Source organism: Mesorhizobium sp. AD1-1, from assembly GCF_020164655.1.
GTDB classification, from domain to species: domain Bacteria; phylum Pseudomonadota; class Alphaproteobacteria; order Rhizobiales; family Rhizobiaceae; genus Mesorhizobium; species Mesorhizobium ciceri.
Genome location: NZ_JAIUGP010000006.1, coordinates 289,758 through 314,882 on the forward strand (window position 1 = coordinate 289,758; position 25,125 = coordinate 314,882).

39 protein-coding genes and 2 tRNA genes are annotated in these 25,125 nt (G+C 64.2%); 16 read left to right on the plus strand and 25 right to left on the minus strand.

What is annotated here, in order from left to right; all coding sequences use genetic code 11:
• Positions 1 to 26 precede the first annotated feature (26 nt).
• From LB519_RS14780 to LB519_RS14855, 16 genes are all read right to left on the minus strand, one after another.
• Positions 27 to 320 carry an HNH endonuclease gene (locus tag LB519_RS14780; RefSeq protein WP_224620349.1) on the minus strand — a complete coding sequence of 98 codons (294 nt, stop codon included), beginning with the start codon at positions 318 to 320 and terminating at the stop codon, positions 27 to 29.
• Between the two features lie 109 nt (positions 321 to 429).
• On the minus strand, positions 430 to 1,119 hold the full coding sequence (locus tag LB519_RS14785) for a transcription termination/antitermination protein NusG (protein WP_224620350.1): 690 nt from the start codon (positions 1,117 to 1,119) through the stop codon (positions 430 to 432).
• Complete coding sequence (locus LB519_RS14790) at positions 1,085 to 2,212, minus strand: helix-turn-helix domain-containing protein (protein WP_224620351.1); 1,128 nt, start codon at positions 2,210 to 2,212, stop codon at positions 1,085 to 1,087. Before LB519_RS14790 ends, LB519_RS14785 begins: the two co-directional genes overlap by 35 nt.
• Entirely contained in the window at positions 2,209 to 4,110 is a 1,902-nt protein-coding gene (locus LB519_RS14795; protein WP_224620352.1) for a DNA cytosine methyltransferase, read from the minus strand. The genes LB519_RS14790 and LB519_RS14795 overlap by 4 nt, the downstream gene beginning before the upstream one ends.
• Positions 4,107 to 4,658 (minus strand): hypothetical protein, encoded by a 552-nt coding sequence (locus LB519_RS14800; protein WP_224620353.1) that lies wholly within the window; start codon positions 4,656 to 4,658, stop codon positions 4,107 to 4,109. Before LB519_RS14800 ends, LB519_RS14795 begins: the two co-directional genes overlap by 4 nt.
• On the minus strand, positions 4,655 to 4,948 hold the full coding sequence (locus LB519_RS14805) for a hypothetical protein (RefSeq protein ID WP_224620354.1): 294 nt from the start codon (positions 4,946 to 4,948) through the stop codon (positions 4,655 to 4,657). The genes LB519_RS14800 and LB519_RS14805 overlap by 4 nt, the downstream gene beginning before the upstream one ends.
• Positions 4,945 to 5,226 carry a hypothetical protein gene (locus tag LB519_RS14810; protein WP_224620355.1) on the minus strand — a complete coding sequence of 94 codons (282 nt, stop codon included), beginning with the start codon at positions 5,224 to 5,226 and terminating at the stop codon, positions 4,945 to 4,947. Before LB519_RS14810 ends, LB519_RS14805 begins: the two co-directional genes overlap by 4 nt.
• Entirely contained in the window at positions 5,223 to 5,657 is a 435-nt protein-coding gene (locus tag LB519_RS14815; RefSeq protein WP_224620356.1) for a hypothetical protein, read from the minus strand. Before LB519_RS14815 ends, LB519_RS14810 begins: the two co-directional genes overlap by 4 nt.
• On the minus strand, positions 5,654 to 8,329 hold the full coding sequence (locus LB519_RS14820) for a DNA methyltransferase (protein ID WP_224620357.1): 2,676 nt from the start codon (positions 8,327 to 8,329) through the stop codon (positions 5,654 to 5,656). The genes LB519_RS14815 and LB519_RS14820 overlap by 4 nt, the downstream gene beginning before the upstream one ends.
• Before the next feature lie 160 nt (positions 8,330 to 8,489).
• Positions 8,490 to 8,852 carry an HNH endonuclease signature motif containing protein gene (locus LB519_RS14825; RefSeq protein WP_224620358.1) on the minus strand — a complete coding sequence of 121 codons (363 nt, stop codon included), beginning with the start codon at positions 8,850 to 8,852 and terminating at the stop codon, positions 8,490 to 8,492.
• Positions 8,849 to 10,033 carry an MT-A70 family methyltransferase gene (locus LB519_RS14830; RefSeq protein ID WP_224620359.1) on the minus strand — a complete coding sequence of 395 codons (1,185 nt, stop codon included), beginning with the start codon at positions 10,031 to 10,033 and terminating at the stop codon, positions 8,849 to 8,851. The genes LB519_RS14825 and LB519_RS14830 overlap by 4 nt, the downstream gene beginning before the upstream one ends.
• Positions 10,033 to 10,362, minus strand: coding sequence for a DUF2312 domain-containing protein (locus tag LB519_RS14835; RefSeq protein WP_411909248.1), 330 nt, complete (start codon positions 10,360 to 10,362; stop codon positions 10,033 to 10,035). The genes LB519_RS14830 and LB519_RS14835 overlap by 1 nt, the downstream gene beginning before the upstream one ends.
• Positions 10,362 to 10,802, minus strand: coding sequence for a hypothetical protein (locus tag LB519_RS14840; RefSeq protein ID WP_224620360.1), 441 nt, complete (start codon positions 10,800 to 10,802; stop codon positions 10,362 to 10,364). The genes LB519_RS14835 and LB519_RS14840 overlap by 1 nt, the downstream gene beginning before the upstream one ends.
• Positions 10,802 to 11,281 carry a phage regulatory CII family protein gene (locus LB519_RS14845; protein ID WP_224620361.1) on the minus strand — a complete coding sequence of 160 codons (480 nt, stop codon included), beginning with the start codon at positions 11,279 to 11,281 and terminating at the stop codon, positions 10,802 to 10,804. The genes LB519_RS14840 and LB519_RS14845 overlap by 1 nt, the downstream gene beginning before the upstream one ends.
• 126 nt (positions 11,282 to 11,407) lie before the next feature.
• Positions 11,408 to 11,923, minus strand: a complete 516-nt coding sequence (locus tag LB519_RS14850) for a hypothetical protein (RefSeq protein ID WP_224620362.1) — start codon at positions 11,921 to 11,923, stop codon at positions 11,408 to 11,410.
• Positions 11,920 to 12,111, minus strand: coding sequence for a YdaS family helix-turn-helix protein (locus LB519_RS14855; protein WP_224620363.1), 192 nt, complete (start codon positions 12,109 to 12,111; stop codon positions 11,920 to 11,922). The genes LB519_RS14850 and LB519_RS14855 overlap by 4 nt, the downstream gene beginning before the upstream one ends.
• Before the next feature lie 76 nt (positions 12,112 to 12,187).
• Between LB519_RS14855 and LB519_RS14860 the strand changes: the two genes are divergently transcribed.
• From LB519_RS14860 to LB519_RS14910, 11 genes are all read left to right on the plus strand, one after another.
• Positions 12,188 to 12,640, plus strand: coding sequence for a helix-turn-helix domain-containing protein (locus LB519_RS14860; protein ID WP_224620364.1), 453 nt, complete (start codon positions 12,188 to 12,190; stop codon positions 12,638 to 12,640).
• A 353-nt stretch (positions 12,641 to 12,993) separates the two neighbouring features.
• Complete coding sequence (locus LB519_RS14865; RefSeq protein WP_224620365.1) at positions 12,994 to 13,263, plus strand: hypothetical protein; 270 nt, start codon at positions 12,994 to 12,996, stop codon at positions 13,261 to 13,263.
• 110 nt (positions 13,264 to 13,373) lie between these two features.
• A complete protein-coding gene (locus LB519_RS14870) occupies positions 13,374 to 13,619 on the plus strand; it encodes a hypothetical protein (RefSeq protein ID WP_224620366.1) in 246 nt (81 codons plus the stop codon).
• A 5-nt stretch (positions 13,620 to 13,624) separates the two neighbouring features.
• Entirely contained in the window at positions 13,625 to 13,966 is a 342-nt protein-coding gene (locus LB519_RS14875; RefSeq protein WP_224620367.1) for a hypothetical protein, read from the plus strand.
• Complete coding sequence (locus LB519_RS14880) at positions 13,963 to 14,172, plus strand: hypothetical protein (RefSeq protein WP_224620368.1); 210 nt, start codon at positions 13,963 to 13,965, stop codon at positions 14,170 to 14,172. The genes LB519_RS14875 and LB519_RS14880 overlap by 4 nt, the downstream gene beginning before the upstream one ends.
• Positions 14,172 to 14,321 (plus strand): hypothetical protein, encoded by a 150-nt coding sequence (locus LB519_RS14885; protein ID WP_224620369.1) that lies wholly within the window; start codon positions 14,172 to 14,174, stop codon positions 14,319 to 14,321. The genes LB519_RS14880 and LB519_RS14885 overlap by 1 nt, the downstream gene beginning before the upstream one ends.
• Complete coding sequence (locus tag LB519_RS14890) at positions 14,314 to 15,447, plus strand: phage Gp37/Gp68 family protein (protein WP_224620370.1); 1,134 nt, start codon at positions 14,314 to 14,316, stop codon at positions 15,445 to 15,447. Before LB519_RS14885 ends, LB519_RS14890 begins: the two co-directional genes overlap by 8 nt.
• Entirely contained in the window at positions 15,444 to 15,650 is a 207-nt protein-coding gene (locus LB519_RS14895) for a hypothetical protein (RefSeq protein ID WP_224620371.1), read from the plus strand. Before LB519_RS14890 ends, LB519_RS14895 begins: the two co-directional genes overlap by 4 nt.
• Positions 15,647 to 16,273: a hypothetical protein gene (locus LB519_RS14900; RefSeq protein WP_411909250.1), complete on the plus strand. Its 627-nt coding sequence runs from the start codon at positions 15,647 to 15,649 to the stop codon at positions 16,271 to 16,273. The genes LB519_RS14895 and LB519_RS14900 overlap by 4 nt, the downstream gene beginning before the upstream one ends.
• Entirely contained in the window at positions 16,270 to 16,539 is a 270-nt protein-coding gene (locus LB519_RS14905; RefSeq protein WP_224620373.1) for a hypothetical protein, read from the plus strand. Before LB519_RS14900 ends, LB519_RS14905 begins: the two co-directional genes overlap by 4 nt.
• A complete protein-coding gene (locus LB519_RS14910) occupies positions 16,532 to 17,650 on the plus strand; it encodes a hypothetical protein (RefSeq protein ID WP_224620374.1) in 1,119 nt (372 codons plus the stop codon). Before LB519_RS14905 ends, LB519_RS14910 begins: the two co-directional genes overlap by 8 nt.
• 69 nt (positions 17,651 to 17,719) lie before the next feature.
• On the opposite strand, the gene LB519_RS14915 is transcribed toward LB519_RS14910, so the two are convergent.
• Both LB519_RS14915 and LB519_RS14920 read right to left on the minus strand, forming a co-directional pair.
• Positions 17,720 to 17,796 (minus strand) — tRNA-Arg (locus LB519_RS14915).
• Positions 17,797 to 17,843: 47 nt separating this feature from the next.
• Entirely contained in the window at positions 17,844 to 18,149 is a 306-nt protein-coding gene (locus LB519_RS14920; protein WP_013532440.1) for an ETC complex I subunit, read from the minus strand.
• Positions 18,150 to 18,289: 140 nt separating this feature from the next.
• On the opposite strand from LB519_RS14920, the gene LB519_RS14925 reads away from it, so the two are divergent.
• Both LB519_RS14925 and LB519_RS14930 read left to right on the plus strand, forming a co-directional pair.
• Positions 18,290 to 18,366 (plus strand) — tRNA-Pro (locus tag LB519_RS14925).
• A gap of 97 nt (positions 18,367 to 18,463) precedes the next feature.
• Positions 18,464 to 18,745, plus strand: coding sequence for a hypothetical protein (locus tag LB519_RS14930; RefSeq protein ID WP_013532441.1), 282 nt, complete (start codon positions 18,464 to 18,466; stop codon positions 18,743 to 18,745).
• A 15-nt stretch (positions 18,746 to 18,760) separates the two neighbouring features.
• Here LB519_RS14930 and hdaA read toward each other — a convergent pair whose 3' ends face one another.
• From hdaA to LB519_RS14945, 3 genes are read right to left on the minus strand one after another with little or no spacing between them, the layout of a single operon-like run.
• Entirely contained in the window at positions 18,761 to 19,465 is a 705-nt protein-coding gene (gene hdaA / locus LB519_RS14935) for a DnaA regulatory inactivator HdaA (RefSeq protein WP_013532442.1), read from the minus strand.
• Position 19,466: 1 nt separating this feature from the next.
• The gene (locus tag LB519_RS14940) at positions 19,467 to 20,669 is read right to left on the minus strand and encodes an AI-2E family transporter (protein ID WP_013532443.1); all 1,203 of its coding nucleotides are present in this window, start codon (positions 20,667 to 20,669) and stop codon (positions 19,467 to 19,469) included.
• A gap of 1 nt (position 20,670) precedes the next feature.
• Entirely contained in the window at positions 20,671 to 21,198 is a 528-nt protein-coding gene (locus LB519_RS14945; protein WP_013532444.1) for a CDP-alcohol phosphatidyltransferase family protein, read from the minus strand.
• A gap of 238 nt (positions 21,199 to 21,436) precedes the next feature.
• Here LB519_RS14945 and purM point away from each other — a divergent pair, with 238 nt between their 5' ends.
• Genes purM through LB519_RS14960 form a run of 3 tightly spaced genes read left to right on the plus strand, consistent with a single transcriptional unit; the run spans position 21,437 to position 23,752 of the window.
• Entirely contained in the window at positions 21,437 to 22,516 is a 1,080-nt protein-coding gene (gene purM, locus LB519_RS14950) for a phosphoribosylformylglycinamidine cyclo-ligase (RefSeq protein ID WP_013532445.1), read from the plus strand.
• Entirely contained in the window at positions 22,513 to 23,226 is a 714-nt protein-coding gene (gene purN, locus LB519_RS14955) for a phosphoribosylglycinamide formyltransferase (protein WP_024505064.1), read from the plus strand. Before purM ends, purN begins: the two co-directional genes overlap by 4 nt.
• A 13-nt stretch (positions 23,227 to 23,239) precedes the next feature.
• On the plus strand, positions 23,240 to 23,752 hold the full coding sequence (locus LB519_RS14960; RefSeq protein WP_224620375.1) for a SixA phosphatase family protein: 513 nt from the start codon (positions 23,240 to 23,242) through the stop codon (positions 23,750 to 23,752).
• A gap of 51 nt (positions 23,753 to 23,803) precedes the next feature.
• Here LB519_RS14960 and LB519_RS14965 read toward each other — a convergent pair whose 3' ends face one another.
• The 4 genes from LB519_RS14965 to LB519_RS14980 all read right to left on the minus strand — a co-directional run.
• Positions 23,804 to 24,037, minus strand: a complete 234-nt coding sequence (locus tag LB519_RS14965) for a DUF680 domain-containing protein (protein WP_024504275.1) — start codon at positions 24,035 to 24,037, stop codon at positions 23,804 to 23,806.
• Between the two features lie 414 nt (positions 24,038 to 24,451).
• The gene (locus LB519_RS14970; RefSeq protein ID WP_013532449.1) at positions 24,452 to 24,679 is read right to left on the minus strand and encodes a DUF680 domain-containing protein; all 228 of its coding nucleotides are present in this window, start codon (positions 24,677 to 24,679) and stop codon (positions 24,452 to 24,454) included.
• Positions 24,680 to 24,726: 47 nt separating this feature from the next.
• Complete coding sequence (locus LB519_RS14975; RefSeq protein WP_127387516.1) at positions 24,727 to 24,930, minus strand: DUF680 domain-containing protein; 204 nt, start codon at positions 24,928 to 24,930, stop codon at positions 24,727 to 24,729.
• A gap of 47 nt (positions 24,931 to 24,977) precedes the next feature.
• A partial coding sequence (locus tag LB519_RS14980) for a DUF680 domain-containing protein (RefSeq protein WP_224620381.1) occupies positions 24,978 to 25,125 on the minus strand: 148 nt, incomplete at its 5' end.

Below are 25,125 nucleotides of genomic sequence, written 5' to 3' on the forward strand. Positions count from 1 at the left end.
CCGCCCCCCCCCGGCCTGGTCGATGGTCAGTACCAGACCCCTCGCTGGTCGAGGGTCGCCTGCTCCGCCTTCTGGGCTTCGCTGTCGTGCCATTCCTTGGACACGGCCATCAGGTTGGCCTCATCCCAGAACAGCACTTCGTCGCCACGATGTTCCTTATCGTGGTGGATCACCGGGCTGTTGGGTGCAGGGTGCTTGCCGATCAGCAGCACGCCAGTCTTGCGGCAGGTGTACATGTCGCGAAGCAGGATGCGCTGGCGCACCTGTTGCCAACGCGCCGTCTTGTACCAGCGCCGCCATGGCGCTGTGTTGCTGCTCATTGTCCGGAATCTTATCCATCGCGGTGAAGCTGGGGTGCTTCGCCTGGGGCTGATGGCGCGGTCCACCTTTCGGCGTGCGACTCTTTCAGCTCGTCCTGGGTGGGATTCGCTAATCCAGTTTCGTGACTTCCGCAAGAGCGAAGCCGATCGGTGTCTTGCGTCCGAATATGTCGACCTCGACCTGCACCTTGTGCTTGTCGCCGAGCATCAGCACCACAGCCTCGAAGCCAGCGAACGGACCACTGTCGATCGAGACCTTGTCGCCAGCCCTCAGCGCGTTGGTCAGCATCGCAATGGCGTCAGGGTCATTCTCGATACGGGCTTGGAATTTAAGGATTTCCTGCTCACCGACCGGGCTTGGATTGTCACATCCGCCTATAGGACCGAGCACGCCTTCAATGGTCCGAAGGCCTGCCCATGACGTCGGGCAGGACACCACTTTGACGAAGATGTAGCCCGGGAACGACGGCACCCTGATCGGCTCCATGGACTGGTGTTTGCGTCCGCCGCGCCGCTTCGGCTCTGTCTCGGTGTGCAGCATGACCCGCTCGACATTGGCGTCCTCGAGCGACTTATCCACAGCTATGTCGGCGCGATCCTCGACCCTAAGCACATACCAGCGCGCCTCAGGGCCGTCCTGACCAGCCGCGGCGAGCATCGCCTGCTCGCGCCGCGTCAGTGCGATTCGCTTGTCGCTCTTCTGCCAGGCACGGTCGACGTTGATCACCTCGCCTGTCGAGCGATCCACCCAGACGTGCTCGCGATCACTCAGCAGCCGCTTGCCGTTCACCGCCATCATCGTTCTTTCCTCGCACCGCCTGTTCGAATTCCGCCAACGCTTCCGGTCCGCCGACCGGGAAATAGGCAACGCGGCCGGGATCTGGCAGCCATGGCCAGCCCTGCCTTGCGAACCAGGCGCGCCATTCGTTCCACAGCGGCGTGCCGACCGGAACGACCTCCATGGCGCCCTTGAGCGCATGCCAGCGGTCGCCGAAGCTGTGGCCCTGGCCAAGCCTCGCCTTGCGGTACAGGGCGTCGACCTTCGGCCATTTCTCGCCCGGCGTGCTGCCTGCCGCGTTCTCCGGCCCTGCCACCAGTTGCGCGGCGATGAAGCCCATCCACACCGGTCCGAACGGCGGCGCATAGTCGTCGGGTCGCCCGACCACCTCGGCCTTGGGCGGCAGCTTCTCCCAGCGCTTTTCGCTGAGGTAGACGGCGAAGGTGCAGATCACCGTGCGTCCGCCGACCTTGGCGTTGGTCAGGTAATCGCCGATGCGCTCCGCCGCCGCCTCGCGCTCTTCGACGGTCAGCATTCGCGCCGCGGCGAGCGCCTTGGGCATCGAGTCGCTGACGAAGCTTGGCCAGCCCGGATGCGTTTTCTTCAGCCAGCGCTCGACAGCCTTTTCCTCTTCCCGCGCGCGCTCTTTCTCAGGATCGTTCTGGTGGGTCGTTCTAAGAGGGTCGTTCTTAGGTGCCGGTCCAGGACCGGCAGGGGGTGCCGGTTCAGGACCGGCAGGGGGTGCCGATATACCGGCAGGGGTGCCGGCCTGTCGGCAGGGGTCATCGGGCTCGGAATCGGCCTCCAGAACGCTGGCCGGATCGACATGCTTCGGATCGAGGATGACGCGATACACATGCGGGCTGTCACGGCCGTTCTGCTCTTCCTGCTCATATCGTTCGAGATAGCCGGCCTTCACCAGCCGCTCGATCGCCTCGAACACGGTGGAGCGCGCACAGCTCATTTCGTCGGCCATCTTCACCTGGCTCTTGCGGCACCAGCCGTCATCGTTCGTATGGCGCCCGAGCACGCACAGCACCTGCAGATCGCGCGGCTTCAGCGCCCTGTCCGTGGCCGCGCGTGCGGGGATGATCGAGAGACGCGGTCCGCTCACTCCGCAGCCTCCAGCACCAGCTCGCGGCGCACATTGTCTTCGGCGAGCATCTGCACCATGAACGGCGGCACGCTGTTGCCGACGAGGTGATACTTCTCGGTCTTGTTGAGCTTCCGGGTCACCATGCGGCCCTTACGCTCGTCATAGACCGTGATCTCATGGTCGAGACAGCCTGGCTTAAAGCCATGTGCCGCGGCGCCCTCCTCAGGCTCCACCATGCGCATGCCGACATCGGTGATGACATAGTCGACACCTCGTACGGTGACCGTAACTAGCCCATGCCGAGCCTTCGCCGTCAGCGCGCCGAGCGGCGAAGTGATATCGTCATCGGTCTTGCCGTTCGAGTAGTAATGCTGGAGGAAGGCAAGGATCAGACCGGCATGGTTGCCGCTAGCGCAGATCGTCGCGGCAGGCTCGCCAATGTCGCGACCGTCCCGATTGGTGCCGCGAAGCGCGAGCATCGACGCAGCGACAAGGCCTTGTTGCGATCCAACCGTGGTGATGGTCGACAGCGGGTCGTGCATGTCTCGCGATGGCTGACCAGGATGAGAGCCGGCCGAATGCTGCGCCATGAACGCAGCGACGATAGCCGCCTTCGATCCGCCGGCCACCTGAGTTCCGGCAGGCTCCTCGATGTCCAGCACGCGCGGCGATTGGCCTTCGCGCTCGCCATAGCCTGACTGGACCATCGTCGCCGCGACCAAATTGGCCGCCACAAGCACTCGATCTTCCTTCGTCGTTTGGCTACCCGCAGGCTGCGAAATATCGCGTTCACCGGATTGCGCCGCCCGCCCGCCAGCGCCTGCCGTGAACGGAACCAGGCACGTCTCGATCAGCGCATGATTGGCGCCGCCCGCCGTGAAGGCGTGCGCAGGATCATTGCCCGCATAAGTTGGCTCACGCGAATTGCGCATGACGCCGAAGGATGGAACGATGAGGCTCATCTCGCCGCGGTGCGCCGTGGTGAAGGTTCGCGCCGGATCGTCCAGCGAATGGACCCTGTCGTCACCGGAGTGCGTGATCGGCACGATGAACGGTTTCGCGGCGGTGACGACATGGCGCATCAGGCCGCGCGCCGTGCGGCGAAGAGTGGCCGACGCCAGATCCTTCGCCCGGTCGAAGATCGACCGTACTGGAATGGACCAGTCGATGCAGGTATGCATGCCGATCCATGGTCGGAGCTTCAGCTTACGAGCCTTGTCGCGCGGTGCGTGTGTGCGGTCGCGCCAGGCGATTGGTCGCCCATCAGCTTGCGCCACGCCAAAGAATCGCTTGCGAATCGTCGGCACACCGTAGTCTGCGCACGTCAAAACGCGGTGATCGAAGCTATAGCCAAGCCCGCGCAGATGGTTCAGCCATGCGCGCCAGATCCGCCCTTTGTGGCGATGGTCCGGGACTAGCCATTGCTGTTCGACCGGTACGCGCTCGCCCTTGGCAGCAACCGAACCATCGAGACGCATGACGCGGCCGGTGGCTGGATCGCGCTTGGCCACCAAGGGTCCCCATGTCTGGATTTCCGCGACATTTTCCATGGTGATCGTCTCCGGCCGAACGGTGCCGGCCCATCGGCAAACCACCCATGCGAGGGAACGTCTACGCTTCGAAACGGGCTTGCCGCCCTTCGCCACGGAAAAGTGCGTACAATCCGGCGAAGCATGCAGTACACGCACACCTCGACCCTTGCAGACCTCACGTGGGTCCGCCTCGAACACATCGCATTGCAGATGACGCGTATGCGGATGCCGGGCCTTATGAATGGCAACGGCCACCGGATCATGATTGATCGCGACATGAACCGGAAAGCCAGCAGCCTCAAGCCCGTCGCAGCCACCGCCGAGACCGGCGAACAGAACGATCGTCATGCGGTTGTCGAGGGAGAAGCCCGTATGCGCGTTCATCGTTCCGCCTTCAGCCATGCGGCGAAATCGGCGCGCAGCGTCTTCCACGCCTGCGCCGCCGCCCCGCCATCGTTGAGTTCTTTTCGTGAGGTGACGCCGAGCAGCGAGCGCACTCTCTGCTCCACGCGCTCGTCGGTCAGTGGGCGTTCAAGCCCGTGCCGCTCTTCCAGGAACACCTTGAAGGCCGCGTCCTGGCAGCGCATCGCGCATTCGGCGGCGAAGTTGCCGCTCGCGGCCGGCGGACCAACCGGCGCGTTGCGCCGTGGCGGCTCGCCGTTCAATTCGCGGATCTTGTCGAAGGCCTGCCCGAGCAGCCGCAGCAGAAACCGCACGGTCTCCGGCGCATTGCAGACGAATTCGATCTCGTCGAGCGTCGCCGCCGGCCCGAACCGGACGATCTGGAACAGCTCGCCCATCTCGCCATGCGATTCCACCAGATCGGCATCGCCGTCATGCGCACGCGTCCAGTCGGCGGGCGCGATCTGCGCAAGGGTTTGCTGAATCGCGCGCAGGCGCAGCGTGTCGGGCGATGGCGCATGGGCGTTCATGGCATCCGCCCGTACTTGTGCATGGTGCGACCCAGAAGCGCGCCGGCCCTTTCCAGCGACTTGCGGGCGGCTATCTCCCCGGCCCCGAACTTCGCAAGTGCCAGCCGGTCGGAAGCGGCGGCAACCTGCCGGCACGCCTCCATGATGGCGGCGTCGGCCTTGCTGGTCTGTCTCGGCTTTGCTGCCGGGATAGACGCCGCCAGCCGCTCGACTTCCGCCAGCAGCATTTCACGCACGACCGGCGCGAGCTTGCGGGCCAGCGGATCGACCTTGGTTTCCAGCGCGGTCATGTGGCGCCTCCGTCGACGATGTTCAGCAAGGTGGCAGTGACGCCGGACATCGGCATGGTGCCGGCGAGGTTGCCGCGATGGCGTGTCTTGCCGAGCGTTTCGGCCAGGATGTCGAGATACAGCACGCCCTCATGGAAGGCGGCACGCCGGCAGTGATCGGCGAAGGCAGAACGCCAGCGCAGCAAGGTCAGCACCGGCGCTTCCAGCAGCACGGCCGCGCGGACAGCATCGCTCTCGGCGTTGCGCATGCGGGCGATGAACGGATCCATCGTGTTCATCTTACAACCTCTGTTTCAGTGCTTTTCCCGTGAAACACGCGGCTGCGGGCCGGCCCTCGCCTTGGCCGCTTGCGCGGTTTCGGGGCGCAGACTGGCGGGCGGTAGAAGGCGCGCGCATCCAGCCCAGCCCAGTCGCAGATGGCGAAGATCTTGCCTGCCGCTATGTCCTGCCCGGCCATGACGCGCGACAGGTCCGGCGAGGTCACGCCGATCTCTTCGGCCAGCGTGCGCCAGCCCCGGCCGTCATATTCCAGCATCGGCCGCAGCCTGCGACCAAGCTCTGACGTGTCATAGGCGGCCAGCGTGCCGGCGCGGATCGGCCTGCCCTCGCGTGCGCGCAGTTCCTCGGCACGATCGTCGAGGCGCATGCGCCTTTCCAGTGCCTTGCGCAGCCGCGCCATGGCGCGAAGGATGGAGGTGTCGGCGCTCATTCCGCCGCCTCCAGCCCATCAAGCCCGAGCAGGTCGAACATGGTCGGCACGGCGCGCTTGGCTTCCGCCTCGCGGCAATAGCGCAACCCGTCGCGGAAATAGGTGTCGGAGAGTTCGGAGGCCTGCCCTCGCCTGCCCTTGAGGACGGCGCGATAGGGCACGGTCATCAGCCCGCCGAACGGGTCATAGACGATGTCGCCCGGGTTGGAGTAGCGGTCGATCAGCCGGTCGACGATGTCGAACTGCAGCGGGCAGACATGCTTTTCCAGATTGCGGAACGCCTGCTGTCCGTTCAGCGTCAGCATGCGCACCACGTCGGTCCACACCGCCGGATGCGCCGAAGGCGGATCGAGCGTCATGTAGGTCTTCGACAAGGCGTCGCGCGCCGCCAGTTCCTCGCCCAGTTGCACGTGCTTTTCGAAATCGTAGATCGCACCCTCGAACTGCTTCTGGAACAGTTCGCGCAGCGGCTTCGGCCCGAGCCGCACAAGCTCATCGGTGGTCAGCAGCCGGTCGCCCGACGACGGCCAGAAGGCGTGCGCGTCGAGCTGCCAGCGCGCCAGCGTGTAACCGCTGCCGGGCATTTGCGGACGCCGGTCGCCATCGCTCCAGCGCTCCTGCTGCTTTGCGCCCGGGCCTGCAGCCTTTACGGCCTCAGGATGGCCGCCAGCGGCGATGACCATCGGCTTGGCATGCGCGACCGGCTCGTCGGCATAGCCGCGCGTGAGATCACTCTGCGGCCGGCGGAACAGCAGAACATATTCCGGACAGCCGACGCCCATCTTGGTGGCGTCCTTCATCATCTCGGAATAGGTCAGCCGATAGGTCTGGTTGTTCTCCTTCACCACGTCGGTGACGACGGTGATCATGCCCATGAACTGAAAACCGTGCTTCAGATAGTGGAAGATCGCCTCGGCATGGAAAGGCGAGACGGTCGGCACGCCCTCGCCGGTCACCGAGCCGAACAGCACCCGGTCCTTGACATGGATGCAGGCCAGCCGGCCGGGCTTCAGGATCCGGAGCAGCTCCGGCGTCAAAAAGTCCATCTGGGCCCAGAAGTGGCCGTTGTCGTCGGTGTGCCCGAAATCGTTGTAGCTCGCCGTATATTCGTAGTGGTTGGCGAACGGAACCGAGGTGACGATCTCACCGATCGAGGCGCTTTCGGTGCGCCGTGCTTCCAGCACCGCATCGTTGTGCGCGATGACAAAACCGTCGCCGCGCTCTTCACGCCGGGCAACGCCGATGGAGCGCTGCAGCACGTCGTCAAGCGGCAGGCCGTCGAGCCCATAGCGGCGGATGATCTCCGCCATGCGCGCCATCAGTCGCTCATGCTCGGCCCATTTGCCTTCCAGGTTACGGCGCACTTCGCGCTCGGCTTCCGAGAAGATGATGTCGATGCGGCATTCCTCAGCCTGACCGAAGCGCACGATGCGGTGCACCGCCTGGATGAAATCGTGGAACTTGAAGCCGACGCCGACGAAGATCGCCCAGTGGCAATGCTTTTGGAAATTGTTGCCGGCGCCCGACATTTCCGGCTTGGTGGCGAGATGCTTGAACGCGCCATTCTTGAAGCCGATGGCGTTCTTTTCGTTCGCCTCCAGCCCCTGCGTGCCATAGATCGAGCGCACGCCCGGCACAGCCGCCTCGATCGCGCGGCGCTCATCCTCGAGGTCGTGCCAGAGAATGGCGTGCGCATCGGAATCTCCGGCCAGCAGCTCGCTCATCTTGGCAATGCGCGCGCCGAGGCTGTCGCGTTTGGCGGCACTCGCCTGCGTCACGCCGAGCGCCGTGTTGCGGATCAGCAGGCCCTGCCCATCGCGGTCAAAGCCGGCCGTCGAATGGTCGATCGGCACCTCGTGCCAGTTGACCGTCACATCCGGCAGCACATAGCCGGCGTCGGGGAAGCCGAGATCGGCCGGCGATTGCAGGAACACCGCCCAGCTGTGCACCCACAGCCAGAACTCATCTTCCTTGTGCGGGAACAGCGTCAGGTCGCCGGCGCTCTCCGAATTGCGCTGGAAGAAGCGCGTCAGCGCCTGGCCGGTATCCATCACGCCGAGAAAGCCGGCATAGTGGATCAGTTCCTTGGTGCGGTTCGGCGACGGCGTCGCCGTTGCGACGAACTTGAAGCGCACCGCCTCGAACAGCGGCAGGAACGTCTGGAAGGTTTTTGTGCCATAGCCGCGCAGCACGGCCGCCTCGTCGAGGCTGGCGGCAACGAAGCGCGCCACGTCGATCTTGCCGGCCAGCACGCTTTCGTAATTGGTCAGGTAGATCGTGCCGTCATCTTCGATCTCGGCATCGGAGCGGATGAACTTCAGCTTGACCGCAAAGGCGCCGGTGAAGCGCTCCTCCGCCTCGGCGAAGAACTCGTGCCGCACCCCCAACGGAATGACGATCAGCCGCAAGCCCGGGCCGAGCCGCGTGCGGCACAGATGAACACCAATCAGGCGCATCAACTCGATCTGCATGAAGGTCTTGTGCAGGCCGAACGACGCGAAGATGGCACGGCTGCCGCCCTTCAGCGCCCAGCGCACGATCGCCTTGCAATGCGGCGCGCCGGCCGGGTTGATGTCGTCCAGCGCGACGTCGAAGCCATCGGCCTTGGCCAACTGCATCTTGCCGCGCAGGAAGGTGAGATATGGGTCGACGTCGGTACCGGGCGCGTTCATGCGAGCACCGACAAGTAAATGAAGAATGCGACCCAGACCGCTATTGTCCCCCAAAGCGCCAGTTCGACATCTCGAATGTCATCGAAATCAAGCTCGGGCCGACGTCTCAACCAGACCCAAAGCCAAAGCAAAGCGTGCAGCGAAAGAGGAATGAGCCATATCATGCCGGCACCGCCTTGCGCGCACGGCGCTTCCGCTTCGGCTTGATGCCGCGCGCCAGGTCACGGCGGCGCTGGTTTGTCAGGTGCGTGACCAGTTCCATATGGTCGTCGCGGATGCAGCGCCGGACGCGGCAGAGATGGTCGAGCTGTTTCTTGCCCGGGATGATGCCGTTTTCGTTGGTCCAGTTGACCTTGTGGACGGCCATCGTCTGGCCATCGAGCGCCATGCGCGGATAGCCGCCGCCCCGCCCATCGCCGGAATCCGGACCGGTCCACATGTGGCATGGGGTGATGTAGCCCATGTCGACAACCTCGACACAGGCGAAGATGCGGTCGCGAATTAGATTGCGGCGGTCGCTCATGCAGCCACCGCCTTTCTGGGGCGCAGCTTCTTCTCCGGTTCGGTCGGCGGCGCAGCCTCAAAACCCCATGCCTGCCAGCCCGGCCGCGGCGAGCGGCAGAACATTTCCAGCTTCGGCACCCCGGGATAAAGCCGCTCGATCTGCTCGGCGTACCAGTCCGGCTTGACGCTGTGTTCCCCCACCGGATGCTCGGTGCATTTCTGCGGCTGCGTGCCTGGCAGCGGCGCCGGCACGCTGCCGCGCGTGCCGATCAGCAGCAATTCGAGATTGTCGAACGACCAGTAGCCGGTGCCGAGTTTCTTGCCCGGATAGACCTTCTTCCAGCCCCAGAACGATTTGTAGGTGAAGCCCCATGCCTCCATGCAGGCCATGCCGTTGGCGAGGTCTGCCACCCACAGGAACAGCGCCGCATCGCGCGCCGCGGGACAACCGAGATCGACGATCTCCGGCAGCGGCATCGTCGGATAGTGGTTTTCGGCGCTCTTTTCCCGCCCCGTCTCCTCGGAATGGACAACGAACTTCCAAGGTGGATCGGCATAGATGACCGGGAAGGTCGGGCCGGTCCCGTCCTTCCACCAGATCGGCGCCGAAGCCTGCCCCTGCTCCGACACCATCTGCATGTGCGCCAGGCGCACGGTGTGCGAAAGCTTCTGCTTTTCGGCGCGGATTATCTTGGCGCCCTTCATGTACTCGGCGACGTTCGGTCGGTCGGGCACGAAGGCCGTCTTGATCGGCTTGCGAGCCGGCTGCACGACACCGTCACGGCCCTCGACCTCGTCATGGTGGCTAATTTCGCCACCATCCACGAGCTGCTTGCGGACCGTCTGAACGGTTGAGTGATGGACCCCCAGCATGGCCGCGATGGCCCGCGACGAAATTGACGGCGTGTCGCGCAGCTGGTCGGCGATGACAGCCTGTTTCTGTGCCGTCGACAGGTGCCGACGGGCGAAATTCAGTTCGCGCGACAGCGTGCGCTTGTCGACTTCCGACAGCCCCTTGCGCACGAAGCGCGGCCAATCGACCAAGCCGAGGCCCTCGCAGATTTCGACGCGATGGTGCCCGTCGATGATCTCGCCCGCCTCGTCATACTCGACTGGCACCAGCACACCATGCGCGATGATGGACTTTTCCAGCGAGGCATATTCTTCAGCCGAGAGGCGCGGCAGGAGCTGGTATTTCATCACGCCATCCCCAGGGCGGCCTTGTAGAGGTCGAGGATGGCTTCAGCCTCCTGACGCTCCGATTGGTCCATTTTCCGAAGCTTGACGAGCGTCCGGATCGCCTTCGTGTCGAAGCCCATGGCCTTGGCCTCGGCGTAGATTTCCTTGCGGTCGTCGGCGAGCGCGTCGATGTCCCCCTGCACCACCTCAATGCGTTCGATGAAGGCGCGCAGGTGGCCCGCCGCCACCGCCTGCGGTCCGCCCCCGTCGTCCGTTTCAGCCTTCAGCTTGGCGCCGGACCGCTCGCGGGCAGGTCCGCGCGGCGTGTAGGGATCGTATTCGTCGCTCATCACGACACCTTCGCCAGGCGGTACGAGCCGGGATTGCGCGACGCCGGGCGCACGACGATGCTGACCAGGCCGGCACCGAGCAGCTCGGCCATGTAGTCGCTGCCGTGGCCGGCGCTGACCCGCGCGGCGCTGGCGAACTCGCGCAGCCCGCCGCTGACCACGCCGGCGGGATCGGCATCCCTGCGCATCACGTTCCACAGGCGCGCCGCATGGACAGAAACGCCATGCTGGCGCGCGAACACATCGGCGGAAAAGCCGCTGTCATCCGCAGGCTCGTCTACGATGGTCTCGAAGTGTCGCTGCACAAACGTCGTGGCGCTGACGCCGGCCTTGCGCGCGGCGGCTTCGATCTTCATGTTCATCAACCGGTCGCACTTCACCGAGAACCGATAGAAACTGTCGGAGCGCTCTTGCATGTCGCGCAGGGCAAGGCCGGCCATCATTCGCCTCCCACGACTTTCAGGCCACCGGCGGCGCGGATGCCGGCCAGCGCCTGGCGATACTGAGAAAGCCCGCGCTCCAGCTGCGCTGCGGCGCGGTCGATGGTGGCTGCTTCGTTGGGCGTCACCTTGCCGTCGGCGAAGGCGGCAGCGCCCGCCGCCATCAGTTCGCCGGCCTGGATGATGGCGTCGGCATGGCGCGCCATCACCGTGCCCTGGTTCACCGTTTCGGCATCCGGATCGGATAGCCGCCGCCCGCTCACTTCCGCCAGCGCCGCCGTCACGATCGGCTGGCCGCAATGCGCCTCGAGCGCCATCAGCGCGCCGAGTGGCATCAGGGTCGGGTCGCCAAGGTCGGCCCAGCGGCCGACAGTCGAGCGGCCGAAATTGCCGATTTCCGCAGAGCCGTCGAGGCCACCACACAAGGCGATGAGCTGGTTCTGCGCAGACTTGATGCGAAGCACGCGGGCTGTGGTCATGGCTGGCTCCAAGCAAAAGAAATCCCGCGCCGGGACAAACCGGCGATAAATCCCGTGGCGGGACTGAACGGATAGATTCAGAGTGCGGGCGTGAATTCCTCTAGGGAGGCCCGCAGCAAGATGCTCTCATGGTCCGCCGCTCCTGAACCTCGATGCCGCCACGCGCTCATGCGCCGGCAGGTCCGCCAGATCGCCTTCATCGGCAAGGTCGGCCACGGCACGGGCCAACACCCCTGCCCCGATCGTCGTGGCGTATTCGGTCAGCGCCAGCGCCACGGCGCGTTCGTTGGAGCAGCGCTCATAGACGGCAACCGCGCGCACCAGGATCATCACATGATCGGGCAGCAGCAGCGCGTTGCTGGTGTGGGAAACGGGGCGCCCGGCCACGGTTGCGGCGAGAGCCGGCGCGCCCCTGTCCCGCTCGGGGGCAGCCAAGCGGGATTCGGTGAAAGGAACCGCGCCGGATGCGGGAGGAGGTGCAGCCGGCGCGGCGCGGTCAGCGTGGGGAGGAGGACACGCTGTGGGGAATTCATAATCGGCGGCGCCAACCTGGCGCGGCACCAGACGCTCGGTGAACCCGACGCCCGCAAGGCGTGCGCCGCGATCGGCAAGGACGGGATTGGCGAGACGCGAGCGGATCATGCGGCCGCCTCAAAAATGTCGGGGCGCAGCGCGTTGCGCGGGATGCCAGTGAACTTTTCGATATCCGCGACACGGTCGGCGGGAACGCGCTTCCACATAGAGATCGCGGACGGTGAGATGCTCAGATGCGACGCAAGCTCAATGCGTCGACCGCGCTCTTCGTCCAGCCATGTGAGCAGCTTTTCCATGCGCGGCAACTTAAGTCACACTGAAATTCAGTCAAGCTTATTTTTTCAGCCCTGCCGAATGGAGCCCGTTTGACAGATGCGCGATAATTTCAGCATGGCACAGAATACCGCATCCGAGGCTCAACCGTACTTCTTCCGCCAGTGGCGCAAGCGTCGTCGGCTCAATCAGGAGGATCTGGCGGAAATGGTCGGCCTGACCGCCTCGTCGATCTCCCAACTCGAAAACGGCAAGCAGGGTTTTAGCGATTCGACCTTGGTCGCGCTGGCGAAGGCGCTAGATTGCCGTCCTGGTGATCTTCTGCTGTGGGGCCCCGATGATGTCGAGGCGTCGACCGGGCCGCTGCGCCAGCCCAACGAAATACGCAGCACGCTGGAGCGCATCGAGGGATTGAAGCCTGATAACGTTACCGTTCTACTTTCGGCTATCCAAGGCTTTCAAACGGCTAATGCCGAACAATCATCACAAGGCCAGCCAGATGGTCGATATGGACCCGCCACTGCCCGCCGTGTATCGACCGCATCGCGTTAGCGATTGAAGCTGCGTCGCGCTCGATCCTCTTTGCAGGATCCATTGGCCATTTCAAGCTAAGCAGACTTTGTAGGGCTTCTTCGCTCCGCGTCTTTACCAGCGGTGTGTATTGGATCATTTTTCCTCGTCCCAAACCCGGAGCGGCACCCAGATAGGAACAATTTCCTTCTGGCCTGTCAAGAAGGTCTCAGGTCTCCCCGTGTCCCGTTTTGGTACGATTACAACCGTTGGCAGCGGATTAACAGAATATTTCAAGCTGTAATAGTCACCTGTGGATAGCGGGGAAAGATAGTACCAGTTTTGCCGATTGTGGAACCATTTCGATACCATCTGGTTTCCGCCATAAGTCGGGCATGTCGCAGCCCGAACCGCCCAGCTTCCATGTCAGATTGCCGTCCCAGCTCAAGGCGAAGCTAAATGCCGCGCGTGGGCGCAACAGCCTCAATCGTGAGATCATCGAGCGCCTTGAGCGAACATTCGATCCCGATCCGGCGTTGCCGCTCGCTGATATCGCTAGGCCTTTTCTTGCCAAACTGGACGCTGCAGATCGCGCCAAGGCTATTGAACTAGTGGCGCAGGCCATTGAGGTTCTGGCGAAAGGACTGCGCAAGAAGGGTAGATAAGCGCCAACTGAGGCATTAGAAATTCAGCAGGGCTTAGGTTCAGCTTGACTTAAATTTCAGTGTCACTTAAGTTTCCCTCCAGTCGCAATCCCGCGATGGAGGCAAATCCCATGATCACCTTCCAGCAGCCGCCTGCCAACACCGCCCCGGCCGGCGCAATCGTCGAGCGCTCGATCGTCGAGCGGCCCCTTGTCGAAAGAATGGCCGAGCGCGTGCTCGAACTCGGCATGAACGGCACGGCCGTGACCAAGGACGTGTTGGCCGAGCACACCGAGTTTACCCGGGCCGAGATCGACGCGCACGCCGCCGACGCCTGCGACCTCGCCAAGGCCCGCGCCGTCCGCAGGGTGGGCTGACCGCCATGGCGAACCTTCAATCCCTGACGGCCGCAGGCCGCAAGTCCGACCGGACGTCGCGCCTGATGGCGCGCCCCGCCGGAGCGGCAGGCGGCAGCGCCGCCGGTGCGCCGCGTGAGGCAAGAACGACCGCCGACCGGCTGATCGCCGAGGCGGCAAAGTCGCGCGACGCCGAAGCATGGATTTCGCGCCAGATCCTCGCCGGCCAGAAGCCGTCGCAGATCCTCGCCACGCTGGACCGCCTGGCGGGCAGGATCGGCGGCGACGGCGCCGCCAGCCTCACATTCGCATCCGTGCTGGTCTTCGCCAGCACCTTCGCCGTCCTCGGCTGGGCGCTGCCGTCATGACCGTGCCCAGGATAATCCACGAGCCTATCGTGATCCCGCCCGGCCACACGATCCGCATCGTCTGCCAAAACTTTCCGGAATGCATGTGCGGCGAAGACTGCACCCGTGCGGACCCGGAATCGCCAACCGTGCGCAGGATCCTGATCGGCCTGTTGATCGCCGTCGGCGTCATCGGCGCAGGGCTGGTGTTGGTGGGGCTGCGCTGATGACCGCCTTCCGCATCCATTACGCCGACGGCCGCACGCTCATCGTCGATGCCGAGACGCCGAAAGACGCCGCCAGCAAGGCGGCGCTGACGGGCCACGGCGGATCGATTTCCAAGATCAAGGTCGCAAAGGATGTCGCCCATGGCTGACAAATCCGGCATCGAATGGACCGACGCGACGTGGAATCCGATCGTCGGTTGCTCCATCCTCTCGCCCGGCTGCACGCGCTGCTACGCCATGCGCATGGCTGCCCGTATTGAGGCGATGGGCTCGGCAAAACACTATGACGGCACCACGAAGAAGGTGAACGGCAACGCCGTCTGGACCGGCAAGCTGGCGCTGGCGCCTGTCAAGACGCTCATGCAGCCACTGCTTTGGAAGCGTCCCCGCCGCATCTTCGTCAACTCCATGGGCGATCTCTTCCACGAAGACGTGCCAGACGAATGGATTGACCAGACGTTCGCGGTGATGGCAGTCACGCCGCATCATACCTATCAGCCGCTGACGAAGCGGGCGAACCGCATGCGGCGTTATCTTTCAGATCCCGCAACGAAGCGCCGTGTCTATGAAATCGCCTGCGACCTAGTGATCGAGCGCGAGATTCAAGTCGTGCTGATTGCGTCAGGGATGGACGAGCGCTGTGCGCCAACCGGTCCTCGCGTCCATCTCGATCAATGGCCGCTGCCAAACGTCTGGCTTGGCGTCTCCGCCGAGCGCCAGCAGGAAGCCGACGAGCGCATCCCGGAGCTGGTGGCGACGCCGGCCGCGATCCGCTTCGTCAGCGCCGAGCCGCTGCTCGGGCCGATCGATTTCACCCACCTGCAACCAGGAGATCCACCGGTCGAGATCGATGCCTTGAACGGCACGCACGGCGTATTGCGGCCCCATGGCGGGAGGTCTGAGCGATTGGACTGGATCATCGTCGGCGGCGAGAGCGGCCCGGACGCGAGGCCGATGCATCCCGCATGGCCGCGCGCGATCCGTGACCAGTGCCAGGCAGCCGGCGTGCCGTTCTTCTTCAAGCAATGGGGAGAATGGGCACGCCACAAGGGCAGTCCGGGCGGTGACCTCGGCGGCGATGTACGCGCCGGACGCGTCCGGATAGTTCATCCGAGCGCCAAGACGGACGTCGAGGTGTTCGAGGCGACAGGAGGCCGCAACACCGAGCAAGGTTCGCTCTACATGGGCAAGGTCGGCAAGAAAGCCGCCGGTCGGCTGCTCGATGGCGTCGAGCACAACGGTATGCCCGGCCCGATCGAGGTGCCGGCGCTATGACCATCGAAAAGCACGCCGGCCTGCAACAGATCGTCTGCGAATGCGGCGCCAGCCAGCGCCGCACCTATGAGGCCTGCGACTTCGACATCATGGTGTCCGACGCGCGCGCCGAAGGCTTCGTCATCGCCAAGGTCGCAGGCGAATGGACCCACACCTGCCAGGACTGCGCCACGCCCGGACGCAAGCAACGGAGGCTGCTGTGACCGACCGCCCCATCCTGTTTTCCGCCCCGATGGTGCGCGCTCTGCTCGCCGGTACAAAGACGCAGACGCGGCGGGTGCTAACCAAGCCATATGGAACATTTGAGTGGGTCAACGCCGATTGGCGCCCACTTTGCCTCAAATTCTTCAAGGGTGACCGGCTCTATGTCCGCGAGGCGTGGCGCTGCAATGGCTGGGCATCGGATGTCGCAACCATCATGTACCGCGCCAGCGAAGGCGATGGCTACACCGCCATGACCGAGCAATACCCAGCCGACGGCAAGCAGCCGCTGCGGGTCACGGGAACATGGCGCCCCGGCATACACATGCCGCGCTGGGCTTCGCGCCTCACGCTGACCGTCACCGAAGTTCGCGTCCAGCGGCTGCAAGAGATCAGCGAGGAAGACGCGCGATCGGAAGGTGCCGCTGAAAATGAAGTTGGCTATTGGTCACACGATGGCACCGAGTTTGGTCTGACGGCAAAGGATAGTTTTGCTGGCCTATGGCACGATCTCAACGCCGCGCGCGGTTTCGGATGGGATCAGAACCCCTGGGTGGTCGCTCTCAGCTTCAGCGTCTTGCAAAAGAACATCGACGCGCCGAACTGTGGCAGGGCGAAGCCGTGACCATCCGCTTCCAGGTCGAGCCGCGCGATGTCCCGCCCGAAAAGGCAGCGCGCCGGCTCGGGCTTTCTGAGGAGCGATTCGTCGAGCTTCTGCCGCGGCTTTTGTCGCGCGGCTTTCCGGCTTCCGACCCTGACACCGGCAACTACGATCTCGATGCCGTCGATGCCTGGCGCGCCGCCCGCCATCGCCGCCTCTTGCCCGGCTCATCAATCCCTGCGCACACTCCCGGCCTTGTCGCGTCAAGGCTGGAGAAAATGGGTGGGTAAGGTGGAAATCCCTTACTACGTCGTCAAGAAGGGGAAGTACGGCTATTGGCAGCCAACCAAGGCCATGCGCGACGCCGGCTTCGCCGCGGTGCGTTGCGGCCTTGACGGGGCAGCAGCATGGGCCATTGCGGCGCAATGGAACGAACGCTGGCAACGCCACCGCGCCGGCAAGGCACAGGATGCGCCGCCCGAGTTTCCCAAGGGCTCCATCGGCGAAGGCTTCCTTCGCTACAGGCTGACCGTGGAATGGACAGCCAAGAAGCCACGCACCCGCGAAGAGTGGGAACGCGGCTGGGCACGAATCAAGCCGGTGTTCGGCGATCTGGCGCCGACAGACCCCGACATTTCCCTCGAAACATTGTCCCGCTTCCGGCAATGGATTGTCGAAAACGTCTCGGCGCGTGAGGGGCATCGAATCATCAAGATCTGGCGCGCCCTGTGGAACGTCCTCTCCGCCATGCAGTATTGCGCCGGCAAGCAGGATCCTTCGCTCGGCATCCGCAACCGCGCACCGAAGGCTCGGCAAGCCAGCTGGCGAGAGGGCGAAGCCGTCCGCCAGATCAAGCAGGCCTGGCGCAAGGGCTATCGCGGCCTCGCCGTGTCGATCGCTATCGCATGGGACACGCAGTTCTCGCCGGTCGACCTGCGGCAGCTGACCATCGCCAGCCTGAAGGGAACCGGCACCGACCGCTATTTCGACATCGGTCGAGCCAAATCCGGTCGGGATGCGCTGGGCACCATGAGCCGCCGCACGCTGCAGCTTCTTGACGCCTACCTCGAGGTCGAGCCCTGCGACGTCGGCGCCATCCTGCGCAACCGCTCCGGCGCGGTCTATTCCCGTTTCACAATGCCCGACGACTTCAGGACGGTGTGCGAAATGCTGTTCCCCGGCGACAGGCGAACCCTTGCCGATATGCGCCGCTCCGGCGCGATCGAGGCCGTGACCGGCGGTGCCGAGCCCGGCACGGTGTCGGCCAAGATGGCCAACACCATCGACACCTCAAACGCGCTTCACGCGACCTACCAGCCGGTCAATCTCGCCTCAGTCCGCGCCGCCGACGCAGCCCGCCGCCTCGGCCGCAAGCGCATCCGCGAGAACGAAAAGGGGTGAAAAGTTGGAACTCGGTTCCGAACCGAGTTGGAACTTTTCAGCCGGCCAACACCTAAGTGCTTGAAATGATGGCGATCCCGACAGGATTCGAACCTGTGACCATCGGCTTAGAAGGCCGGTGCTCTATCCAGCTGAGCTACGGGACCGCTGGCCGGCCGTTGGGCCGGCTGGATATTCTGGCGCCGGGCGCCGTTCAATGCGTCCAGGGCGTCCTGCGGTCATAGCGGAAATTCTCCGCATAGGAAATCTGGCGGCGCTTGGTCTCTTTCGGCTCTTCGACGCGGAAAGCGAGCCCTTGCTTTTCGGCGTAGGCGACCGCCTCTTCGCGCGTGTCGAAGCTAAGCCTGATCTGGCTTCTCATGTCTGCCGACGTCGTATAGCCCATCAGCGGATCGATCTTCTTGCGCGACTCGGGATCGAATTCCAGCACCCAGTAACCGGTCTTGGCCTTGCCGGACTGCATCGCGGTTTTGGCTGGGCTGAAAATGCGCGCGGACATGGCCACCTCGTTGTTGTGCAAGGCAGCATCGCCACCCTTCGCCCGTCATTACTGCGCAATGCGCACGGCGGCAAGGTTTTTGCTCTCGCAGGTTTTTGCACTTGCCATGCACCACCGAAATGAATAGGCAACAGACCGTTCGGAGTGTAGCGCAGCCTGGTAGCGCATCTGGTTTGGGACCAGAGGGTCGGGAGTTCGAATCTCTCCACTCCGACCATCCCCTCACAGCCCAATGCCCGGCGCAGCCATACGGTTCACTTGCTACGGCTCCGGCCGTGTGTCCGGCGCCGCGGTTCGGCAAACAGGGGGGTCAGATGCTTGGAATCGATGCCTGGGTGTCGCTTTTCGGACCGGCCTACTTTGCCTACGCCGGCATAACGGTTCCGGTCATGGTGACGTGGGCAATTGCCTGCGCCGCACTGGCGATGTGGAACAACCGTGAAAGCCGCAGACAGGCGAGGCAGGCCCCGGGCGCCGTGGTCTCCCGCTCCTGGCGTGTCAGTATCGGGATGTTTGTGCTGGTCGCCGCCGGCTATATCGCCGCTCACTCTGCCGTCTATCTCGCAGTCCGTCATTTCGCCAGAATGTGGCTCTGAGACCGGCCTCTCAGGCTAGATCTCGAACTCGCCCTGCCCTTCATCCATGGCACTGACGGTTTCGGCTGCCAGCGCCCTGGTGATCGGCGTCTTGCGTTCGAGCGCGGTCCGGTCGAGCCGCTCCACCACGCGCATCGCTGTCGCCAGCGAGCGCTCGATGCGGCGGACCAGATATTGCACGACATGCGGTTCGACCTCGATCTGACGGTCGGCGAAGAGTTTTGTGATGACGCCTGCCAGCAGGAGATCGTCGGGCTCATGAATTTCGACTGTCGCAGCCGCCTTCAGCCGCGAGGCAAGATCAGGCAGGCCAACACCCCAGGCCGAGGGAAAGCGGCGCGCCGTCAGAAGCAGTTGCGAGCCGGCACCACGCACCGCATTGATCAGATGGAACAGGCCTTGTTCGTCAACCGTCCCGGTATCGACATCGTCGATCAGCGCCGGCCGCGCGCCGAGATTGGCGATGCTGTCGCCGATGCGCCTGGCGTCGACCGCCGCCGCATTGGCACGCGCGCGCCAGATCGAGGCCAGATGCGTCTTGCCAGAACCCGCGGGACCGGCCAGCACCACCACCGGCGATGGCCAGTCCGGCCAGCGGTCGACCAGCGCAACCGCCTGGTTGTTGGTGCCGGAGACGACGAGTTCGTCACGCGAATAGCCGGTGCCATGGCCGAGGTCGAGCGGCAACTGGCGCGGCGGGTCGGTTGGCTGGGCAGTCACTTCAGCGACGCGGTTGCGTGCGGTGGCCGCCGCCGCGATCGGCCGGAAGCTGCGGCACAGGTGCCGCGCCGCGGCCCTTGTAGAGCGGCGATTCGAGATAGCGGGCTATTGCGAACCGCACCAGCACGGCGACGGCGGCCGAAGCCGGCACCGCGATCAACAAGCCGACGAAGCCGAACAGCGCGCCGAAGGCAAACAGCGAAAACATCAGCCATACCGGGTGCAGGCCGACGCTCTTGCCGACCAGCCGCGGCTGCAGGATGTTGCCCTCGATGAACTGGCCGATGAAGAAGACGACCGCGACCGCGACGATCATCGTCCAGTCCGGCCAGAACTGGACGAAGGCGACGCCCACGGCCAGCACCAGCCCGGTCAGCGAGCCGACATAGGGGATGAAGGAAATCAGCCCGGCGAACAGGCCGATGAGGATGCCGAAGTTCAGTCCGGTCAGCGTCAGCCCGGTGGCATACATGGCGCCCAGCACCAGGCACAGCGTGCCCTGGCCACGCACGAAGCCAGCCGTGGCGGTGTTGATGTCCCGTGCGATGGCGCGCACGGTCTGGACGTTGTCGCGTGGCACCCAGCCGTCGATGACCGCCACCATGCGGTCCCAGTCGAGCAGCATGTAGAAGGCGACCACCGGTGTCACCACGAACAGGCTGACCACAGAAACCAGCGCCATGCCGGAACTCCACAGCGAGGTGAAGACGGTGGTGACAAAACCGAAGCCGGAGGTCAGCAGCGAATTCAGCCCGTCGCGCAAGCTATTGGCGTTGACGCCGAACTTCTGCTCCAGCCATTTCGGATCGAACGAGGTGATCAGGCTTTGCAGCCGGGTCAGATATTCCGGCAATTTGCCGGCGAAATCGGCCATCTGCGTGGCCAGAACCGGAATGAGGATGACAAAGGCCAGGACCAGCACGATGAGGAAGGTGATGAGGATGACCACCGTCGCCATGAAACGCGACAGGCCGAGCCGCTGCAGCCGGTCGGCAACGGGATCGAGGAAATAGGCAAGCACCATGCCGGCGACGAAGGGCAGCAGGATGGCGCTGAAGACGTAGAGGAAAAGCGCCAGCAGCGCGGCGCCGGCCAGCCAGAAGAAGATCTGGCGGCGAAAGGTCGCGGACGCGGCGATGTCGGCGGCCGCGGCCTCGATCGCCGCCGCTTCTGTCTCGGATGTCCGGAGTGGAGCCTTCGTCATGTCAGCTCATGTGCCTCAGCCAAGTCACGAGATAGGCTGCGGCCGAAGCCACGGTCAAGACCCCGGACAGCAATATGAGAACCGGCCTCAGCGGGTCGAGATGAACCGACAGGGCAAGTTCACCCAGCACAACCGCCGCCAGCACGATCTGGATGGCGGTGTTGGCCTTCGACACGAAAAGCGGTTTCATCTCGACCGGATGGGCCATGACGGCGGACAGCAAAACCGCGCAGACGATCAACGCGTCGCGCGACACCATGGTGACGACCAGCCACAGCGGCAATTGCCCGATGAGGCCCATGACCACGAACACCGAAACCAGCAGCAGCTTGTCGGCGATCGGATCGAGATAGGCGCCGAGCGTGGACTGCTGGTTGAAACGGCGGGCGATGAAGCCATCGACGCCGTCCGAAATGCCGGCGACGAGGAACCCGGCAAAAGCCCAGTCCCAGCGCGCCTGCAGCATCGCCAGCACCACCGCCGGCACCAGGACAAGGCGCAGGATGGTGATCAGGTTGGGGATGGTCAAATGCCTGGCACCTCCTCTTGGTCGGAGATAGATGATGAAGATGGCGGGTGGCAACAAGGGAGGAGCTGCCGATCTCCCCGCACGGGAGCGGCCTTCAGCTTGGCTTTCGCCAATCACGAGCGCCTGTACGTGCGCGCTGTCCACGGTTTTGTAGGCCGAGATGGCCGTTATCCTTGCGGACAGAAACCGTTCATGCGAAGAGCCCGCGACAAGGAAAATTGCTGAACGGGCACCAGAAATGAGCAAGCGCGACGTGAACAAGCGCAAGAACGGGCTCACCTATGCCGAGGCCGGTGTCGATATCGATGCCGGCAATCTCATGGTCGAGAAGATCAAGCCGCTGGTGCGCGCGACGCGCCGGCCGGGCGCCGATGGCGAGATCGGCGGTTTCGGCGGCCTGTTCGACCTCAAGGCGGCCGGGTTTACCGATCCGGTGCTGGTGGCGGCCAATGACGGCGTCGGCACCAAGCTCAAGATCGCCATCGATGCCGGCAAGCACGACACGATCGGCATCGACCTCGTCGCCATGTGCGTCAACGACATCGTCGTGCAAGGTGCCGAACCGCTGTTCTTCCTCGACTATTTCGCCACCGGCAAGCTCGATCCCGATCAGGGTGCCGCGATCGTCGGCGGCATTGCCGAGGGCTGCCGCCAGGCCGGCTGCGCGCTGATCGGCGGCGAGACCGCCGAGATGCCCGGCATGTATCACGGCAACGACTACGACCTCGCCGGCTTTGCGGTGGGTGCCGCCGAACGCGGCCAATTGCTGCCCACCGATGACATTGTCGAAGGCGACGTGCTGCTGGGCCTGGCTTCCTCCGGCCTGCACTCGAACGGCTATTCGCTGGTGCGCCGCATCGTCGCCGTCAGCGGCCTGTCGTGGAGCGATCCGGCACCGTTCAACGACGAGGCCACTCTGGCCGAAGCACTGCTCGAGCCGACCCGCATCTACGTCAAGTCGATTCTCAAGGCGATCCGCAACACGCATGGTATCAAGGCGCTCGCCCACATCACCGGCGGCGGCTTCCCGGAAAACATTCCGCGCGTGCTGCCCAAGGATTTTTCGGCCGAGCTCGACCTCGAGGCGATCGACGTTCCTCCCGTGTTTTCGTGGCTGGCCAAGACCGGCGGCGTGGCGCCGGAAGAAATGATGCGCACCTTCAATTGCGGCATCGGCATGATCCTGGCGGTCGCGTCCGGCCAGGCGGCGCAGGTCGCGGCCGTGCTACAGGAAGCCGGCGAGACGGTGACGCCGATCGGCCGCATCGTGCCGCGCCGCGACGCAGGCGTCATCTATCGGGGTTCGATCGGCCTATGAGCGCGCAGAGGAAACGCACCGTTGTCCTGATCTCGGGACGCGGCTCCAACATGACCGCGCTGATTGCCGCGGCCAGCGACCCGTCGTTCCCGGCCGAGATCGTCGGTGTCATTTCCGATAAGGCGGATGCCGCCGGGCTCGGCATCGCCAGGGCGCGCGGCATCGCCACGCAGGTCGTCTCACGTGCCGACCACGGCAGCAAGCAGGCGCATGACGCCGCCATCGACGCGGCCCTTACGGCCTTCAACGCCGAGATCGTGGCGCTGGCCGGCTATATGCGCATCCTTAGCCCCGGCTTCGTCCAGAAATGGCAGGGCCGCATGATCAATATCCACCCTGCCCTGCTGCCGGCCTTCAAGGGGCTCGACACCCATGCGCGCGCGCTGGCCGCCGGCATCCGCATCCATGGCTGCACCGTGCACTTCGTCACCTCCGAGATGGATGACGGCCCGATCATCGCACAGGCAGCCGTGCCGGTGATGGTCGGCGACACCGCCGATACATTGGCAGCCCGCGTGCTGAAGACCGAACACCGGCTCTATCCGCTGGCGCTGGGGCTGGTCGCCGAAGGCAAGGCGCGCATGGAGGCCGGCCGCACCGTGCTTGCCCACTTTGCCGACGATGCCGACAACGGCACCTCGGTGGTGATGGCCCCGGATCCGCTGCGCGAGGAAGCCGACCTCGAGCATCTGGCGCGCATCACGCCTTGAGCTTAGAGCGGCGATGAAACAGCTTCTCCTGCTTCGTCACGCCAAATCCAGCTGGGACGACCCTGATCTCGATGATTTCGACCGGCCCTTGGCCGAACGCGGAGTGAAGGCAGCCCGGTTGATGGGGCGCGAGCTTGCGACGCGCGGCTGGCTGCCGGACCTGGCGCTGGTGTCGGCGGCGCTGCGCACCCGCGACACCTGGCGGCTTGTGGCGGCGGAATTGCCCGTCCCGCCCCAGGTCGCATTCCTCAAGGCGCTGTACGATGCTTCAGCGGCGGACATTCTGAGCCAGATTGGTCAAACCGACGCTTCGAGCGGCAGCTTGCTGGTAATTGGCCACAATCCGGGCCTGGAGCAGTTGGCCAGACAGCTTGCCGGGCCGGGGTCAGACGCCAAGGCGATCGCAAGACTTGAGGAAAAATTCCCGACGGCAGCCTTGGCCCGGGTGGTCTTCGAAGGCGATTGGTTCGGCGTATCCCCCGCCCGGCTGACACATTGCTTGCGGCCGAAGGACCTGGGCGGCTAGTGTCCATGGCAGGTGCGGCAGGCCAAGCCCGCCGCACACCCGCCTGAGCCGTCAGTTTCCCCAGTTGCCCTGGCCGGATTCCGGCTGGACCGAATCGGGCATCAGCGTGAGGTCGCGGTGCTTGACCTGCCTGTGGGTCGAAGCCGTGTAGCTGTGGTCGACATTGACCGCGTGCGAGGTGACGGCCGGCTGATTGACATTGTCCGAACCATAGTTGTCGCTGCCGGCAAAAGCGGCACCAGTGGCAACGAGGATGGCGGCGGTAGCAAGAGCGATCCTGTTCATTCTATTTACTCCGGTATTCCTGATTCTGTCCGTCTAGTGGCGTGCCCCTGGGGAGGAAATTTCGCGTCGCTCGGACAGCCTCGATCTGGATTTTTCGTGCGCCGACTTCCAATCACGAAGACGTTCCCTCACGCGCGGCATCGGGACCTCGAACGTCGGCCAAGGGATTGAGCTCACCCTGTTTTATCAGTTGATCTCAGATGCTTATAAGGAGGGTGCCTGACGCATGATGCGGCGGTTCATCGAGCCAGCGCTCGCCATCCGTTCACGATTCGTCAACATAATTTGAACCAGTTGGTTCGATTTACCATCGGCGCTCCGACACCGATGCCGTCGGCCGAAATCCTGCTCATGCATAAAAAACAAGAGCGGCGGGCAAAGCCCACCGCTCTTTGTGGTCGCAGACTTCAGAAATCAACGACCCCAGATGCCCTGGCCCGACTGAGCCGGCACGTTGGCATTGGCATCACCCTGCGTCTTTACGGACTTCGGGATCGAGCCGGTGTGCGTGGTGTCGATGTCGGACACGGACTGGTTCGCAACAGGCTGGTTGGCATTGTAAGAGCCGTAGTTGTCGCTGCCGGCAAAAGCGGTGCCCGTGGCAACGAGGATGGCGGCGGCGGTGAGTGCGATCTTGGTCATTTCAATTATTCCTGAGTTCAAGGTTAGGTTGATATCGGCAGTCGCGATTAGCGGCCGAAGAGGTTGCGGTCAGCGCCCTGCGAAGCGGGAGCCCGGACGGTCTGCGTCGACTTGGAGATCGAAGCAGTGGCCGACTGGTCGACGGTGACGGCAGGCTGATTGGCGTTGGCCGAGCCATAATTGTCGCTGCCGGCAAAAGCAGTGCCCGTGGCAACGAGGATGGCGGCAGCGGTAAGAGCGATCTTGGTCATTTTAATTACTCCTGAGTTCAAGGTTGGGTCGATATCGGCAGTCGCGATTAGCGGCCGAAGAGGTTGCGGTCAGCGCCCTGCGAAGCGGGGGCCCGGACGGTCTGCGTCGACTTGGAGGTCGAAGCAGTGGCCGACTGGTCGACGGTGACGGCAGGCTGATTGGCGTTGGCCGAGCCATAATTGTCGCTGCCGGCA